The sequence below is a fragment of the Ruminococcoides bili genome (genome assembly GCF_040093295.1).
GTDB classification, from domain to species: domain Bacteria; phylum Bacillota; class Clostridia; order Oscillospirales; family Acutalibacteraceae; genus Ruminococcoides; species Ruminococcoides intestinale_A.
The window spans coordinates 41,896-58,582 of sequence record NZ_JBBNJY010000012.1 but is presented as its reverse complement, the minus strand read 5'-3'; the positions used below and the strand labels follow the sequence as shown (position 1 = coordinate 58,582).

Below are 16,687 nucleotides of genomic sequence, written 5' to 3'. Positions count from 1 at the left end.
GTATGCCATTGAAGATATTTTCAACTTTTTTAAAATTTCATTCTTACTAAAACTTAATCTATCAAAAAAATAGGGACTGTTGCAAATTTCACTCATTTGCGACAGCCCCTTATTTTGTAAAAGACAAAGGAGAAAAAATGAAGGAAAACAGTTTTTATTTAATTGATAACACTTATATTAAATTAATCAATAATTTGGGCGGTAAATACGGTGACAGTAAACAGCGTCCAATTTATTGTTGTATTAATGATAAAAATATTAACGGATTATTTTGGGCTATACCAACAAGTGATATTTCTCACAGAACTCAAAATCAAATTGCCAAGTATAATAACTACATACAACTACCAAAAAATGATATTCGTTCTGCGTATTATCACCAATAAACCGGCACTATATAGAATTAGTAACTGCTTTCCTATCACAGATAAATATATTGCTAAAGCATACATTTCGCAAGGCAATCCCCTTTGCTTAAAAAATAAACAAGAAATTGAAACTATACATAAAAAATTACTGCGTATTCTGTCTTATGAAGGTCGTTTTCCAAATAGACTTGAACAACACATAACCGATATAAAGAATTATCTTATAAATGAATTACAATTACAGAATATACTTCTACCTAATCAAATACAATCACCACAAAATTTAAATAATTTTAATCAAAACATATAAATAAGTGTCCCACGGTGGGACACTTGCAGTAAAAAACCTTCTGCCAAAATCAGCAGAAGGATTTTATTATATCTCTTGTATAAATCCATTTGTAGGAACGGATGGTATTTGATTAGGTAAAATAGGCTGTTAATTTTGCAAGCTTGATCTATATAATTTTTACAAATTATCACCTATATTTTTGTCTAACACTAATAAATTAAATTCTCGCCCATTTAAAAAAATATAGCAAAAAACATCTTTACCACATGTAATTAATTCTAATTTATCTCCAATATTAGTATAATATCTATTCGTTTTCATTGCATTATTTGTTGCAGGGCTCCCTACTATATTTCTATTTCAACCACGCTATAACTTCATCAAAATTGTTTACATATAACTTCTCGAAACTCTTACCATTTTCATCAGACAGAAAGTCCAAAAACTCACTCATATCTTTACGGAATATCTGCCCTATTATTGTTAAATCCACGGAAGCTTTACTAACCGCCTCAAGATCATTGATTTCTCTCATTCTCTTTTTTAAATTATCATAGCGTCTCTTCCAATAATCTACATATTCCAATCGTTCTTCTGGTCCTTTATAAATAGCTGGTCCTATCTTTTCTGGTGCATCCTCACCATAATATTTTCGTTCTTTTTCACTCAGCACAACAAATAATAGCCTGTCTTTATAATGACGGTCCTTAATAATCTCTCCAACTTCATACATACATGCCTGACGTCTCAAATATGTATCACTAACAACAGTCAATACAAAGTCATGATCCTGTATCGTGTTCATAAATGCCATAAAACTGTCTTTGTACTGCAACTCTGTATATCTAGATATCTTAATCCTATCTTTCAGCCTTTCCTTTATTTTATCTTCAATAATATCCACAATTGGTGCATCACACTCCGTATAAGAGATAAATAATGTTATAGGCTCATCATTCTGATTGACAACCTTTTCCTCAACATCATTGTTTTCATATACAAAGCACTTTCCTTCCAGCCAAATCTTTTTGTCACTTTGCGCAACTTCAATAGCAAATATATCAGCACCACCTACCGATACAAAGCCATAATTCATGGATATTTCATTATCTAGCTGAGCTTTTACCATTTCTATTACACCAGCCACATTAAAAGTTTTTTGACACCCAACCTTCTTCATGCATCCATTTTGTTTTTCAACTCCAAGGAATATGTATCCTCCAGTATTATTGGCCAGACCACAAATATATTTTGCAAGCTCTGTCGGACGAAGCTCCAAAGCTCTGCATATCACATTATCCAGCACATTATTCTCAACTATATAGGATACTCTATCCTCATTAACACTCATATTTATCACATTCCTTTCAATGGTATTCTGTTAAGACCAGTAAGTTTAATCATTTTACCGAAAGTAATCTTTTGTGGTTCCTTTTTTCCATCTTCTACCCAAAGTTCCCAGTCCATAGAATAGTCTAAAATATCCATTTCTGTTCGGTAATAAATTCTGACTTCTCCACCATCGGATGGTCTCGCCAAAACATATATCTGCTTTCCATTCTTTTTAACAACATATATTGTGTCCGCAATCTTCTGTTTATCCGAAAGATCATATTCTTCCTGCTTATCTAGAAATGAAAGTATATTTTTCTGTGCTCTATCTAGAATTTTCTTTACATACTCATATGTGCTTATTTCATGCTTAGATTTTCTAATGAATCGGCTTGCAAAATCAGCATTAGAAAAAGCTCTATCTAATGCTTCTTTTGAATCAATTCCATATTGCAACAGAACTTCCTCCGTGACAGCTTCCTTTGACAAAGCCGTATCGACCACAGCACCCTTAGTGCCTTGCATGATAATTGCTTCCAACTGTTCAGGGGAATCAATATCATACTTACTCATTATATTTGTAAATGTTTCTGCCTGCCTAATATTATTGGCTATATCGTCATCATCATACAAATAATGTTTATTTGCATAAATAATTGGCAAAATATCTTCTGCTTCACTTTGATTATCCTTTATCCAAAGTAAAAGTTTATTAAAAGCACTACGTATTTCCGGTTCCTTTGTATTTCTATTCTCTTGCACAAATTTGGTAATGTAACCGGCTATATCCTTATTTGTTTTCTGACGATTTTCCGGAAGTTCCAAATATATATCTTTCATCAACAAATCTTCTCTAATATCATGCCCTGCAATACAAGCTATATCCTTTAAAGTTTCATCCATTTCATTATCAAGAAAAATATTTTCTTTAATTGTAAAATTACCATTCTGATTTGGAAGTATTGGTTTTGTGCTCTTATCAATTAGGTTATCCCATCCCTGCTTGACTACAAATTCTATAAAACCAGTCAAATACTCATCCGCCTCTTCCTTGGAAGTATCCATATATTCTGTAAATCCTTCCAAAGAGTTACATTTGCTTATTCTATCCGCAACCATTGTTGTCATATATTTTAAAGATTCACGTAACAATTTCTCTGATATCGCTTTAACCTCATGCAACTCCAACCCCAATTTCAATATGCTGTTCACATAATGACATATCTTTTTCTGTGAATCTATATCAGCAAAAGAATCGTTATACATAAAAGTTATTTTTTGATAAACCGTTTCTTTTTCTTCTTTTCCCCCCTGTTCTAACTGCGTTTCAATCAGTTCCAGAATTTGACCATTATTAATCTTCCCGCAACAAAACCATTTCCTACGTTCAAACTCCAAATGTAATAGCCTTGCTTTTATATCATTTCCTAAATCCGTTAGAATCTCTTTATATTCTTCCAGAATGTCAATGTCATAATACAAACTATCAACACAGCAGAATTTTTCTCTTTGATTTGGCAGGATATTCAGCTGTTTATGTTGTACAAATGTCTGCCATTTTTCATTTTCATCTATAATTTCATAATATTTATTTAACCAGTCCCTCCAATCAATATGATCCAATTTGGTCACTAATGTATCTACATTTTCGAAATTACTCACTTGTTCCGATAATGTTTCAAATGTATAACTGTTGCATCCTGACCATAAGGACTGATACCACTCATGCAAATCTTCTTTCTGTGGAATCATATCTGGAGTCATATAACTTAATAATGTCCATATTTTTTCACGTGTAGCTACATTTCTATCGGAAATAATATACAACAACTCTTTCTTATTCCAACTGTCAAGCAATGCTTTCATATCTCCACATGCGTTGCGAATAATAGGCGTATGTAATATTACATCTTTATACTTATCAATTATTTCGTCCAACCATTTTTCGTCATACCACTCTTTCTTACTATAAGCATTCACTTTGGTAATATTATAAATGCCATCACACTTTTTCTTTGCTACATATTCCAACAGATGCTCATATAATCCACATGCCTTTTCTATAATACTCCGATTGGCTTCTATTTCTTCATCAATTCTCGCCGTATTTTTACATGTCAAAAACACCCCATCTCTTGGTTCTGTGGGATTAAAATCTGGAGAACTAATTAAAACTGGAAAAGGGAAATCCTCTGTTCCAATCAAAGGGAAATCACAAAACAATTTGGATTGATTCTCAGAAAATGGAAGAATCTTCATATTATCATCCATATGCTCCAATGCTATATAAATAGAAACATTGTCCTCTGTCATTCCTAATACATATTTATTACAACAATGACCTTGCTGCTCCACTTCAATTTCAGATACAGTTGCATTTTCTAATCCACATTTCACTTCTCTCTTATACCGAAACTTCTCTCCAGTATTTTCAACAGTAATTTCCTCAATATCAGGAAGCATAGCAAGAACATATGCTGCTGATACTCTCAAACTCTCCAATCCATCTCGTGCCGTCTTCATCCCGTACTCGTCTAGCTCATACCCGAATACAGTATTATATTCGTCCTCATCAAAATCTAAGGAATCAACAGGTGTACAACTTTCCAAATCACTAACAGCCTTCTCCATAGCAGCTATAATTTCATTTTTTTCCTTTCCTGTGCGGTCTAAAGAAATAGTAAACTTAGAATGTTCGCCACCAATTTCTAGAAGTCCGGAAATATTAACTACTTCTGATAACAGATGTGTAGTAATAAATCCCGTTCCAAACTTTCCGCTTTTTCTCTCACTACCATCATTACGATCCTTAGAAGAAGCCTGATTAATAAGCGATAATATGTTATCCATTGAAAAAGCCTTACCATTGTGTCGAAAAAACACTTTTCTCTGCATTTCATCATAATTAATACTTATTTTCACTTTTCCCGTGGAGTTACAAACATCTTTTGCATTCTGGCATAATTCCCACACCCATCTTTTCGCACTATTCTCATTATTGCTGTAACGCAGCTTCTGCAAGAGCTGTAAGATTCTGTTCGCCGCACCAATTCTCAAAGAATTATTGTCTGCGGCTTGTATATTCATATCAAATTGTTGCTTATTCATCTGTATCTTCCCCCATTCTTTTTATCAAATTTCTTTAATAATTATTTTAGTATATTAACATGTGTTTTTATATAATCAGCCACATCATCTATTTTCGGATAAATCTTTACATTATTTATTCCCATTTTTCCAGTTCATTTAGTAACTCAGTTTTTATCAATAGTGCGAATGTAATTGTAATATTTTTATTATCCAACTTTAAGCATAAATTTGATAATGTATTATAATTTGTACAACTATATGTTTTATCAAGCACTCCAAAATTTAATTTAGATTATCAATAATTTTTCTATTCTTAATTTTTTAAAAGCGCAAACAGTAATATCTCTTATATCAGCTTATTAATACCTCCATCTGTCCCACGGTGGGACACTTAATTAAATAGTAAAACTAAATTTCACTATATTTTCTATTATATATTGACATTTTTCTCTTTAAATGGTAAAATGTGAGTGCAAATAAAATAAGCCCCTCAGCTTATCAGTGACTGCAATCATTGATAAGCGTGCGCCCCGAGTATGACCGTACTCAGAACTTGAGAAGCTAAACAAGCGTATTGTTCTATTTTATGCGCTTTTAGATACTTTGTCAAGACCTGTACTATTTATCCGGTGGTGCAGGTCTTACTTTTTTGCAAATAAAAGTTAATAAAGGACAGATAGGGGTATTTCTTTCCACTGCGGAATCGGTGTGCAACCACCTATCCCTTTGTGTAGTTACCTCGTGGTTGTTATCGGCTTGAACTGATGTTAGCTAATGCGACAATCCAACGAGAGGAAGCGACTATCTGAAACCTATTACTGTTAAATAAACAGCAAAGCGATTTAAGTAGTTTTGCTTAACTATTTAAATCACTTTACTTTTGGCTGGGCTGGCGGGATTCGAACCCACGGGTGACGGAGTCAAAGTCCGTTGCCTTACCGCTTGGCGACAGCCCACCGTTTAAACCCAACTTGTGGTTTTTAAATCAAAAGCCGCACAAAAGTAAAATGTGCGGCTTTATGGTGACCCATCGGAGATTCGAACTCCGGACACCTTGATTAAAAGTCAAGTGCTCTGCCAACTGAGCTAATGAGTCAAATGGGGTGGAATGACGGATTCGAACCGTCGGTCTCCAGTGCCACAAACTGGCGCGTTAACCAACTACGCTAATCCCACCATGTGGCGCGGCAAAAGGGACTCGAACCCCTGACCTACTGCTTAGAAGGCAGTTGCTCTATCCAGCTGAGCTATTGCCGCATACTTAACTTAAAAATTTGTTTTTCCCTTAAGTCAGCTTCATTATTATACATCAGCAAACTCCATTTGTCAACACTTTTTTTAATTTTTTATAATTATTTTCCTGTTTTAATTTGATGATGAAGTTAATGATATTGGCATTTTAACACATTGCAGATAATAATGTCAATATCGCTTGGTATTAATATAGAAGAAATGTTGTTATCAATTAAGTTATCTTAATCAGTCCCTTTATTATGAACCATTCTTTGCGCAAGTGCAATGTTTCTGTATTCGGGTTCGTGACTTACTTCTCTTATAAGTTTAATAAAAGGAGGAAGTTTGTAAGGCTGATCTTCTGACAGCAATTCTATCTCAAGCGTTGCTCTGTCATTCCAAAACGGATATACATCAAGTTCAAAATATTCGTCATCATACACTATGCAATATCTGTCCTTTGAAATAATACCCGTTATACATTCTTTTCTTGAAAGATAATTATTGTATTCGGCTTGTGTCAAATAAGATTCTTTTTCTATCCTTTTCAAATCATTAATCTTGATTTTTACCGTTTTAATATATACTGCGTCTTTGCCGTAACCACGCTTCCGTATTCTGAACATACCTTCCTCGGGAGTGTTTAAATATGCCTGAGTAATCGCAACCTTTCTGCAAGCAGTCATATTATTAAGATAATCAATATCAGGGTATTCTATCAAAAACTTACGCTCAATTTCAAGAGTTTCCGGAACACCGATGAACCCTAATACTTCTTTAAGCAAATCATCGAGCCTTTTATTAAAATCACTGTTATTTGGTATAACTCGCAGGTGTGATGTGCCTGTCCATATAGAAAGTAATTTTTCGTCAAGTTCCTTGGCGAGCTTTACATCTTCTTTTCTGACAGAATTGCAGTTTTTAATGTAAGTGTTTTCATCTGTACAAGCAACACTTTTTAAATGAAATACAGCATCATACGAATTTCTTAATACATCTTCATTTTTATTACTTATTGAAATATATTTTTTAAATTCGGCATCGGTAACATATGCTTTGCTGTCAAGCAATCCTCTGTCAAATAAAATTACAGCCTTTTCCCCATTGTATGCCTTAGCTTTCTCTTCGAGAGAATTTTCTTCTTTTAATTGAGTTTCAAAAAGTTGTTTATGGAACTCATATACACCAAGTTTTTGCGGAGTAATGCCGTTGCTCAATAAATTACTTGCAATTTCTTCTAATATAAAAACTTTTATATTTAACTTTTCAAGTTCATCTTTCAAAAAATTCAAAGCAGTTGTTTTACCGCCACATGGACCGCCTGTCAAAACTATTTTAATTACCTCAGCCATAAATTCACCTCATTTAATTTATTATAACCTTTGAAATATTTATTATTATTCTGTATTTGAAAAAAGGCGATTGCAAAATTAATCTACAATCGCCTTTTTAATATTACTTACTTCGTTTTTTACCGAAAATTATTGTTCCTGCAAAACCTGCTGCACATAAACCGACAAGCACACCTAAGAAAGTGAGATTATCACCTGTTTTTAAGGTAATAGGCTCAACATACTGTGTTTTATAAACCGTTTTTTCCTGAACAACGGTTTTAACTGTAGGAGTCGGCTGTACAGTTGTCGGTTGCGGTTGTGGCTCTGTTCCTGCTATTTTATCAAACAAATAAACATAAACAACATCTTCAATTCCGGATACAATTTCAGTTGGTTCAATATCCCACTTGCCTTTTTCATAACCGTAATTTGCTGTCATACCTGTTGGAATATTGATTTTGGCAGTACCGTTGACATTCCACTTACCCTCTTTATCAAGCAAAGTTACATAGTAAGAAATATCATTTACACTCTTATCTTTCCAAGTACCGTTTACTACTTTAAAGGTAATTTTCTTTTGATATTTATCGGGGATTCCGTCAGGCTTTTCTCCGTCGCCTATCTTATCTACTTCCCATATTGCTGTGAAAATATAGGCTACATCGTCTTTGCCTTTCTGCTTATCCCAACCCATAAATACATAATTTGTTCTTGTCGGGTCTTCGAGTTTTATATTCTTTTCAAGAACGAATATTGCTACATCATCACCCGAATAGGTTTTGTTATCGTGAACCCATACACCACCGTTCGGCTTTACCTGTATTTTCTTTCCGTACTCTACTACCTGTGTAGCAGGTGTTGGTTTATCGTTTTCGTTTGGTTCTTTGTAATCAACTTTCGGGTCGGTTTTCTTTGTAAAAGTATAAGTGTAAGTTTCCGCATTTGTTCCATTTACAGGCGACTTTGGCTCAATATCCCACTTGCCGTTTTCATAACCGTAATCTGCTGTCATACCTGTTGGAATATTGATTTTGGCAGTACCGTTGACATTCCACTTACCCTCTTTGTCAAGCAAAGTTACATAGTATGAAATATCATTTGCACTCTTATCTTCCCAAGTACCGTTTTCAACTTTAAAGGTAATTTTCTTTTGATATTTATCGGGGATTCCGTCAGGTTTCTCTCCGTCACCTATCTTATCTACTTCCCATATTGCTGTGAAGATATAGGCTACATCGTCTTTGCCTTTCTGCTTATCCCAACCCATAAATACATAATTTGTTCTCGTTGGATCTTCGAGTTTTATATTCTTTTCAAGAACAAATATTGCGACATCATCACCCGAATAAGTCTTGTTATCGTGAACCCATACACCGCCGTTCGGCTTTACCTGTATTTTCTTTCCGTACTCTACTACCTGTGTAGCAGGTGTTGGTTTATCGTTTTTGTTTGGTTCTTTGTAATCAACTTTCTGGTCGGTTTTCTTTGTAAAAGTATAAGTGTAAGTTTCCGCATTTGTTCCATTTACAGGCGACTTTGGTTCAACATCCCACTTGCCGTTTTCATAACCGTAATTTGCTGTCATACCTGTTGGAATATTAATTCTTGCAGTACCGTTGACATTCCACTTACCCTCTTTGTCAAGCAAAGTTACATAGTATGAAATATCATTTACACTCTTATCTTCCCAAGTACCGTTTACTACTTTAAAAGTAATCTTCTTTTGATATTTATCGGGTATTCCGTCAGGCTTTTCTCCGTTGCCTATCTTATCTACTTCCCATATTGCTGTGAAGATATAGGCTACATCGTCTTTGCCTTTCTGCTTATCCCAACCCATAAATACATAATTTGTTCTCGTTGGGTCTTCGAGTTTTATATTCTTTTCAAGAACAAATGTTGCTACATCATCACCCGAATAGGTTTTGTTATCGTGAACCCATACACCGCCGTTCGGCTTTACCTGTATTTTCTTTCCGTACTCTACTACCTGTGTAGCAGGTGTTGGTTTATCGTTTTCGTTTGGTTCTTTGAAATCAACTTTCGGGTCGGTTTTCTTTGTAAAAGTATAAGTGTAAGTTTCCTCATTTGTTCCCTTTACAGGCGACTTTGGCTCAATATCCCACTTACCGTTTTCATAACCGTAATTTGCTGTCATACCTGTTGGAATATTGATTCTTGCAGTACCGTTGACATTCCACTTACCCTCTTTGTCAAGCAAAGTTACATAGTAAGAAATATCATTTGCACTCTTATCTTTCCAAGTACCGTTTACTACTTTAAAGGTAATTTTCTTTTGATATTTATCGGGGATTCCGTCAGGCTTTTCTCCGTCGCCTATCTTATCTACTTCCCATATTGCTGTCAATTCATATTTTCTGTCAATTGAATCTGTAATTTGTTGGCTGTTGCTATAAGTGCTTTCACCGCACTTCCAGCCGTCAAATACATACTCATACTTAGTTGGTTTATTATCAACTGTTTTTACGAATTCACCCTCACGGTAAACAAATTTTGTATCGCCGTTGAGTGTACCACCATCAAGATTATAAACTATAGAGTAATATTTTATCTCTATGCTGTTATCATCACTGTCAACGGTAAGAACCGCATTATCAATCTGCTTATAATCATTACCGTCTTTTAAAAATACTTTATAATTGCCTTTAGCAAGTTCTGCAATATAACCGTTATCACCGCTCTGCAAGACAATGTAATCACTGTCAGACTTTACGGCAACCTCGTACGGTTTACCGAATATGCTTTCGGTATCCGCTACAGTATCATCAAGTTTGAAAACCACACTTGATGTATAGCAGTCCTTTGTTGTGTCTTTTACATAGGCGTATGCAGTTTTAGTTGTACCGTTCTCGTCAATATAACTGCCCCGTACCTCTATGGTATATTCAGTAGAGGGAGTAAGACTGCTAAAAGTTATTTTGCCGTCAATCACTTCACCCTTAACACCCTCAAGATAGTATTCACATCTGTCATCAAGATTTGTAAGAGTGAGTGTTGTTGCAGTTGTGGAAGTGTTAGGTTTTTTAAATACTATTACGGTTGTAGTCGAACTGTTTTCCGAGTTTTTATGGAATTTGCAATTTCTCTTTTGAAGATTAATTTTAATTACACCTTCACCGGCTTTTAAACCTGTTATTGAGTAACCGCTTTCTGACTTGCTTAAACTTATGCAATTGCTGCCGGAAATTATTGTTCCCTGACTTACATAACAGGCAGGACATACAACATGAACAACCGAGCTTTGACCTAAGAGATTAAGAATATCAACGCTCTCACCCTCAAACACACCAAACACTGCGTTTGCCATATCTTTTGACAGGTCATAATTTTTGAAATCGTCATCATACGACGCTGTCGCAATGATATTTCCGTCAGAATCCTTTACTGTTACGGAAATGCCGCCTTTTAATTTTTCAGCGTTAACAGATGCACCGTAAACTGCCGCATAAGCAAAGCCTTTGTGCGAATAGCTGCGGTTATAAGATCTGCCGCTCATATTATCAGATGCGAACAAGCCTTTATCCGAATTATAAATTTCAATTTCGCTTTTTGTGCCACGCACCACAGCCATATCGTGCTTGTCAAATACATACAGATAAGTGCCAAGCTTATTTTTCCATTCGTAAGTCAGCTCTTGGGGATTACCGTCGTAATTGCTTACTTTTGCCATTAAAAGCTCACTTGAACGAAGATCTTTACTGTCGCCCCTCATAAATCCGACAATTTCTACTGTCGGATTTGCACCGTCAAGCGCAAGTACGGCCGAGGGAACACCCACCGCACCCAAAATTGTTGCTGCCAATATAAAGCAGAAAACTCTCTGCAATGCTGACAACAACGTTTTTTTGTGTTTTTTTAACATTGCCATATATTACCTCCATGCAAATGATTATATGCAGAAGACAGGCAAATAATACACGGCAAAATAAAAAGGGAAAGCTAAACTTCCCCTTGTCCTAAAAAATTCCGTATTTAGTTTTTAATCGCTGCAATTTACTTCCGATTGGTTTTGTAAGCAGCAACAGGAATATTACATTTGAAACCATATAAACAACGGTAAACGGTGCTGCGGTTGTAATGCTTGCCACAAATCTTGCTATATTAAATGTGCCGTCAGCCCAGAGAGTTGTCCATACATCCATTATAAAAGAAAATACTATGCCCGATAGAGCGCCGTAAATAATAAGCAACACATTACTCTCAACAAGTTTTTTAGCAAGCAAGCCCGCCAAAAATCCGATAAGTCCCCACGCAAGCATTTGAAACGGAGTCCATGGTCCTTGTCCAAAATAGAAATTTGAAACCACAGCAGAAAAAGATCCTGTAATAAAACCTGCTTCACTGCCAAGATAAATAGCGGTAATAATTACAATTGCAGTAACGGGCTTAAAAAACGGAATGGGAGCAAATACAAACCTGCCCGCTACTGACAATGCCGTCATAACAGCTATTATAACAATTCGGCGTGCATCGTTTTTACCTTTTTCAAAAGAAATAAAAAACGGAATACAGGCAACCACCGACAAAACAAGCGATATAAAGGCATATTTGCGGTCGCCGAAGAAAAACACTCCGCAAAGTACAATAAGCGGCGCAACCACAAAAACACATAAGTATTTTATTATCTTTTTAGCAGTCATTTTACTCCTCCTTAACAGCGGAAATCAACTCTTCCGTTGTTATAATGCCGTCTTTTATACCTCGTGAAATTTTATTTGCAGAAGTCGTATAAAATCGTTTTCCGCAATAAAATTCGTGCGGTTCAAGTCTTTTTGAAAGAGTACCGTTAAAAAGCATTGCGCATACGGTGGAAACTTCAGCCGAAAAATCAAGGTCATGTGTAACAAGTAATATTGTAATTTGGTGGTCGGAAAGTTCTTTTAAAGTTTTTGCAAGTTCTGCTTTTGAAAAACTGTCACAACCCTTTGTCGGTTCGTCAAGCAATAATATTTTCGGTTCGAGAAGTAAAAGTTTTACAAAACCTGCACGCTGAATTTCACCTCCGCTAAGGTCATACGGATGGTGATTTAAAAGACGGTGTACATTAAACTTTTCTGACAATTTATTTATTTTTTCCAAATCCCCGCTCACGCTTTTAAAGTCTTCAAGCAAGCTGTCTTTAACAAATAACAATTGTGGATTTTGAGGCATAGTAGCTGTTTTTTCATTTAGTTTTACCTTGCCTCTGTACGGCTTAAGCCTTGCTCCTATTACGGAAAGCAAAGTTGATTTTCCGCTGCCGTTTGCACCGACAACCGAAAAAATTTCTCCTCTGTTTACCGATAAATTAAGACCGAGGAGCACATCATCAGACTTTTTATCATATCTGAAATATACATTTTTAACCGATAATATTTCATCGTCGGAATTATTATTCTGCAATGTATGTTCTGTAAAAGAATTATTTTTGCTATATTTTGCAAAAAGTTCTCTGCCTTCTTTGACCGTAACGGGGCATTGCGATTTACAGTCCGTTACGGAATAAAGCCGTGCAGGCACGGGCAAGGCGAGCATCATAGGATGATTTTTTGAAATTTTGCTAAGAGCATTGCAAGTATCTTTAGGTGCGGTATCGGTAATTATTTTTCCTTGCTCCATAACAATAATTCTGTCCGCAACGGGAAACAGTTTTTCAAGTCTGTGTTCGGTAATAATTACAGTGATACCCAAGTCTTTATTAAGCTTGTCAAGAATTGTAAAAAAGTTTTCTGCCGATACAGGGTCAAGCTGACTTGCGGGTTCGTCAAGAATTAATACATCAGGCTCGGCAACAGATGCCGCCGCAAGATTAAGAATTTGCATCTGACCGCCAGAAAGTGAGTTTGTCTTTTGTTCTATTATTTTTGAAAGTCCAAAGTAAGTAGCCGTTTCACTTATTTTAATATTTATTTCTTCACTCGACATTCCCATATTCTCAAGCGTAAAGGCAAGTTCATGGAGTACGGTATCGGTTACTGTTTGATTTTCGGGATTTTGCGAAACATAGCCAATTTTAAAAGCCGTATCTTCTTCACTGCATTTTTCAATATTTTCGGAACAGAAAAATATTTCTCCCGTTTTTGTGCCGTGAGGAGCTGCCTGCGGCTTTAAAAGTCTTAGCAGTGTTGTTTTTCCGCAGCCGGACTGACCGCAGATAACACAAAACTCTCCCCTTTTCACAGTGAAATTCACATTATCCAAAGCCTTTTCCTGCATCTGCGGATAAGTAAAACTTAAATTTTTGACAGAGAAAATTTCCATACAAGCTCCTCCTTTAACTCAATGATAAACGGCATAAATGACAGTACACCGAAAGCCGACATTCCGATTACGGATAATATTGTAATATCACACATCTCGATATGCGGATATATAAGAAAATCAAGTTGACCTGTCGCTAAAGCAAACAGCACTGTAGTCAACATTCCCAGAGAAAGTACAGTAAAAACCGTATCTGCTTTTGTAAAAGGAAAGCGGCAGTAAAAACTGCGCTTTTTAACTCCGTATCCTCTTGCGCTCATTGAATCGGCAGTTTGAACCGAACCCTCAAGCATTACGGAAACCGAAGCAGAAAATGCACCTATGTATTGTTTAAATTTATTTTTACCGCAAAAATCGGATTGAGCCGCCAATGTGCGCTTAAACACAAGAATAAATTTAGGCACAAAATGAAGTACCATCGAAAACAATAATGCAAGTCTTGGTAAAAATCTTCCGAAAATATATATAAGTTTTTCGGAATCAAACACGCTGTTGAATACCGAAAACCAAAGTATCACGCTCAAAAGCATCAGTCCGAGCACCGCACCGTAAACTATAGCCTCAAGCGTAATAGGAATATCATTTATAAATATAAGCGGTGTTACTCCCTTGTGTGAGAAAAGCGGATTGGTTATTGTTACAAGTAAAAAAATCAGCACATAACCAAAAAAGGATTTTAAAAATAATTTAAAACCCTTTTGTAATACAGAATAAGCCGCCGCTCCGAAAAGCGACAGCAGTAAAATTATATAATTCCATGTAAACATTGATACCAACAGCACAGATACAAAATATATAAGCTGAGCCAGCGGATTAAAGGAATTAAATCTTAGCATTATTCTTCTCCTGTAAATTCGTTTCCGATATCTGCACCCAAATCGCAGGTATATAAGAATTTAATTGTATCTCCGTCATGCAAATCATAAGAATTGCAGCCTACCGACGGAAAAACATCATTTACGCAGTATTCCCAACCCGAAAGCTGACCGCAAGAAAATTCATAAAGATTTGCGATACCCTCAATATAAATATCCGCGTCCGTTCCCTCGTATTCATATTGAATTTTATTCTGACGGCAGGCTTCACTAAGCGCATCATATGCGGTAGCATTTTCGTCAAGAGTAATCTTTGTAGGCTTGAGAATTACGCCGTCACTCGGAACATAGCTTTCAAGACCGCTTTCAAGCTGATCCATATTATTTAAAATGGTTGAGCAGTTGATTGAAAAAGTAACCTCCATTCCCTCTTTTTGAGATGAAGAGGAATAGTAGTCATCGGGAGTCTGAACCGAACAGCCGCATAGCACGGCAGTAATTATCAATACAAGTAATAAAAGTTTTAATTTCATTATTTGTCACCTTTTCTTTTGCCGAATAATCTGAACGGCTCACCGTCTTTTTTCAGCACTGTTAATCTTATAATTAAAAGCACAGCCGCTACTGCCACAAGTCCGATAAGAGAAACATAGAAAATAAAATTATTGTCGTCATCCGAATTTGCCGCCGCTACGGAATCCGGAGTAGATGCAAGCGTAAAAGGCTCATAATTGTCATCTGCCAAAGCCATTACCTGATCATCATAATTTTCCGCATTATTGGATTCGGGCTTTACAGTTGTTTCCTGCTGTCCTTCGTCAACTTGCGAATTATGTTTTTCTGTAATATCACCTGTATTTACAGAATTATTTTTATTGTTGCTGTCTATATTAACCTCAGAACTGTCTGTGTTTGAATTTTCAGTGTTCTGTCGGGAATTTTCGCTATTAGAATTATTTTTCTTTGTATCGTCAAATTCAAAAATCTCGGTATTGCCCTTTGACATATATTTATATAAATCAACAAGTGAGTTTAATGCCTGATAACACGCAATATTATTCGATTTTCCGTTTTCAATATGAGAAAAACCGCCGTCAGAATTTTTGAAAGTCATGAGATTGTCAACAAGAGTGTTGCCGTTTTTAATAAATCTTGAATCCGACTGCACATCTATATCGAGTGCAACAAGCGCAGAAATAACTTGGGAAACACTCTCGGAATTTACTGTGCCGAAAGAAGAATATCCGCCTTTTTCATTTTGTTTTTTAGATAAAACATCAAGTGCTCTGTCAATAGATTCTTTTACCGTACTGTCAGATTTATAAGGAGCAAGTGCCTGTAAGCACATTGCGGTAACATCGGTATCGGCAGACTTTCCCATAAGTGTAAAACCACCGTCCGAAAGCTGTAAGCCTATAATTTTTTTAATAAAATATTCTCTGTCATATTTTGCTTCACTCGGAACTTTTGCATTTGCACAGTCGAGTGACAGCAAGGCATAAACATATGCATTTATGCCTTGCTTGTTCACATTTTCACTGTTATAAACTCCGTCACTGAGCAAATTTTTGCCGTTGATATTTTCAGGATTAAGTCCGCAGGCATAAAGTGCAAGTGAGGTACGCTGAAAATCTGTAGCTTTGCTTTTTGATTTATATAACTTTTCGGCAGATTTTATCATAGAACTTTGTACAGCAGTTACATCTGTACCGTATTTTGACAAAGAAATAATATACCACTGTGTTTCAGAATTATCTGTGGTTTCAGAAAGTTTTTGTACAAACGAAGCTGTATCGTCAGCCTTTAAAATTGCCGATTTATACGAGATAATTCCGTCTATAGTTTTTGAAATATCTTCTTTTGTGTAGTTTTCAGCCGCATTTACTGTTACCGATAAAGATAACATTACTGCGCATATAAGTAAAGCTGTCAGTTTTTTCAGCATAATTATCATTCCTTATT

The 16,687-nt window shown here is 35.7% G+C and carries 10 protein-coding genes and 4 tRNA genes; 1 reads left to right on the top strand and 13 read right to left on the bottom strand.

Annotated elements, in window-relative coordinates:
- Window positions 1–137: 137 nt before the first annotated feature.
- On the top strand, window positions 138–386 hold the full coding sequence (locus AAAY30_RS05800) for a hypothetical protein (protein WP_499215769.1): 249 nt from the start codon (window positions 138–140) through the stop codon (window positions 384–386).
- A gap of 629 nt (window positions 387–1,015) precedes the next feature.
- On the opposite strand, the gene AAAY30_RS05795 is transcribed toward AAAY30_RS05800, so the two are convergent.
- From AAAY30_RS05795 to AAAY30_RS05735, 13 genes are all read right to left on the bottom strand, one after another.
- Window positions 1,016–2,011 (bottom strand): RNA-binding domain-containing protein, encoded by a 996-nt coding sequence (locus tag AAAY30_RS05795; protein ID WP_499215770.1) that lies wholly within the window; start codon window positions 2,009–2,011, stop codon window positions 1,016–1,018.
- 5 nt (window positions 2,012–2,016) lie between these two features.
- Complete coding sequence (locus AAAY30_RS05790; protein WP_499215771.1) at window positions 2,017–5,100, bottom strand: ATP-binding protein; 3,084 nt, start codon at window positions 5,098–5,100, stop codon at window positions 2,017–2,019.
- Window positions 5,101–5,963: 863 nt separating this feature from the next.
- A tRNA-Gln gene (locus tag AAAY30_RS05785) sits at window positions 5,964–6,038 on the bottom strand.
- 64 nt (window positions 6,039–6,102) lie between these two features.
- A tRNA-Lys gene (locus AAAY30_RS05780) sits at window positions 6,103–6,178 on the bottom strand.
- 3 nt (window positions 6,179–6,181) lie between these two features.
- Window positions 6,182–6,258: transfer RNA gene (locus AAAY30_RS05775), tRNA-His, on the bottom strand.
- Window positions 6,259–6,262: 4 nt separating this feature from the next.
- Window positions 6,263–6,339, bottom strand: a tRNA-Arg gene (locus tag AAAY30_RS05770).
- 218 nt (window positions 6,340–6,557) lie between these two features.
- Window positions 6,558–7,667 (bottom strand): AAA family ATPase, encoded by a 1,110-nt coding sequence (locus AAAY30_RS05765; RefSeq protein ID WP_337781590.1) that lies wholly within the window; start codon window positions 7,665–7,667, stop codon window positions 6,558–6,560.
- A 103-nt stretch (window positions 7,668–7,770) separates the two neighbouring features.
- Window positions 7,771–11,538, bottom strand: coding sequence for an InlB B-repeat-containing protein (locus AAAY30_RS05760; RefSeq protein ID WP_499215772.1), 3,768 nt, complete (start codon window positions 11,536–11,538; stop codon window positions 7,771–7,773).
- A gap of 88 nt (window positions 11,539–11,626) precedes the next feature.
- Window positions 11,627–12,310 carry an ECF transporter S component gene (locus AAAY30_RS05755; RefSeq protein ID WP_295026880.1) on the bottom strand — a complete coding sequence of 228 codons (684 nt, stop codon included), beginning with the start codon at window positions 12,308–12,310 and terminating at the stop codon, window positions 11,627–11,629.
- Window position 12,311: 1 nt separating this feature from the next.
- A complete protein-coding gene (locus AAAY30_RS05750; protein ID WP_295026878.1) occupies window positions 12,312–13,910 on the bottom strand; it encodes an ABC transporter ATP-binding protein in 1,599 nt (532 codons plus the stop codon).
- Entirely contained in the window at window positions 13,883–14,746 is an 864-nt protein-coding gene (locus AAAY30_RS05745) for an energy-coupling factor transporter transmembrane component T (RefSeq protein ID WP_249376480.1), read from the bottom strand. Before AAAY30_RS05745 ends, AAAY30_RS05750 begins: the two co-directional genes overlap by 28 nt.
- Window positions 14,746–15,258 (bottom strand): DUF4430 domain-containing protein, encoded by a 513-nt coding sequence (locus AAAY30_RS05740; protein ID WP_022235100.1) that lies wholly within the window; start codon window positions 15,256–15,258, stop codon window positions 14,746–14,748. The genes AAAY30_RS05745 and AAAY30_RS05740 overlap by 1 nt, the downstream gene beginning before the upstream one ends.
- Window positions 15,258–16,670: a prenyltransferase/squalene oxidase repeat-containing protein gene (locus AAAY30_RS05735; RefSeq protein WP_295026875.1), complete on the bottom strand. Its 1,413-nt coding sequence runs from the start codon at window positions 16,668–16,670 to the stop codon at window positions 15,258–15,260. The genes AAAY30_RS05740 and AAAY30_RS05735 overlap by 1 nt, the downstream gene beginning before the upstream one ends.
- Between the last annotated feature and the right edge of the window lie 17 nt (window positions 16,671–16,687).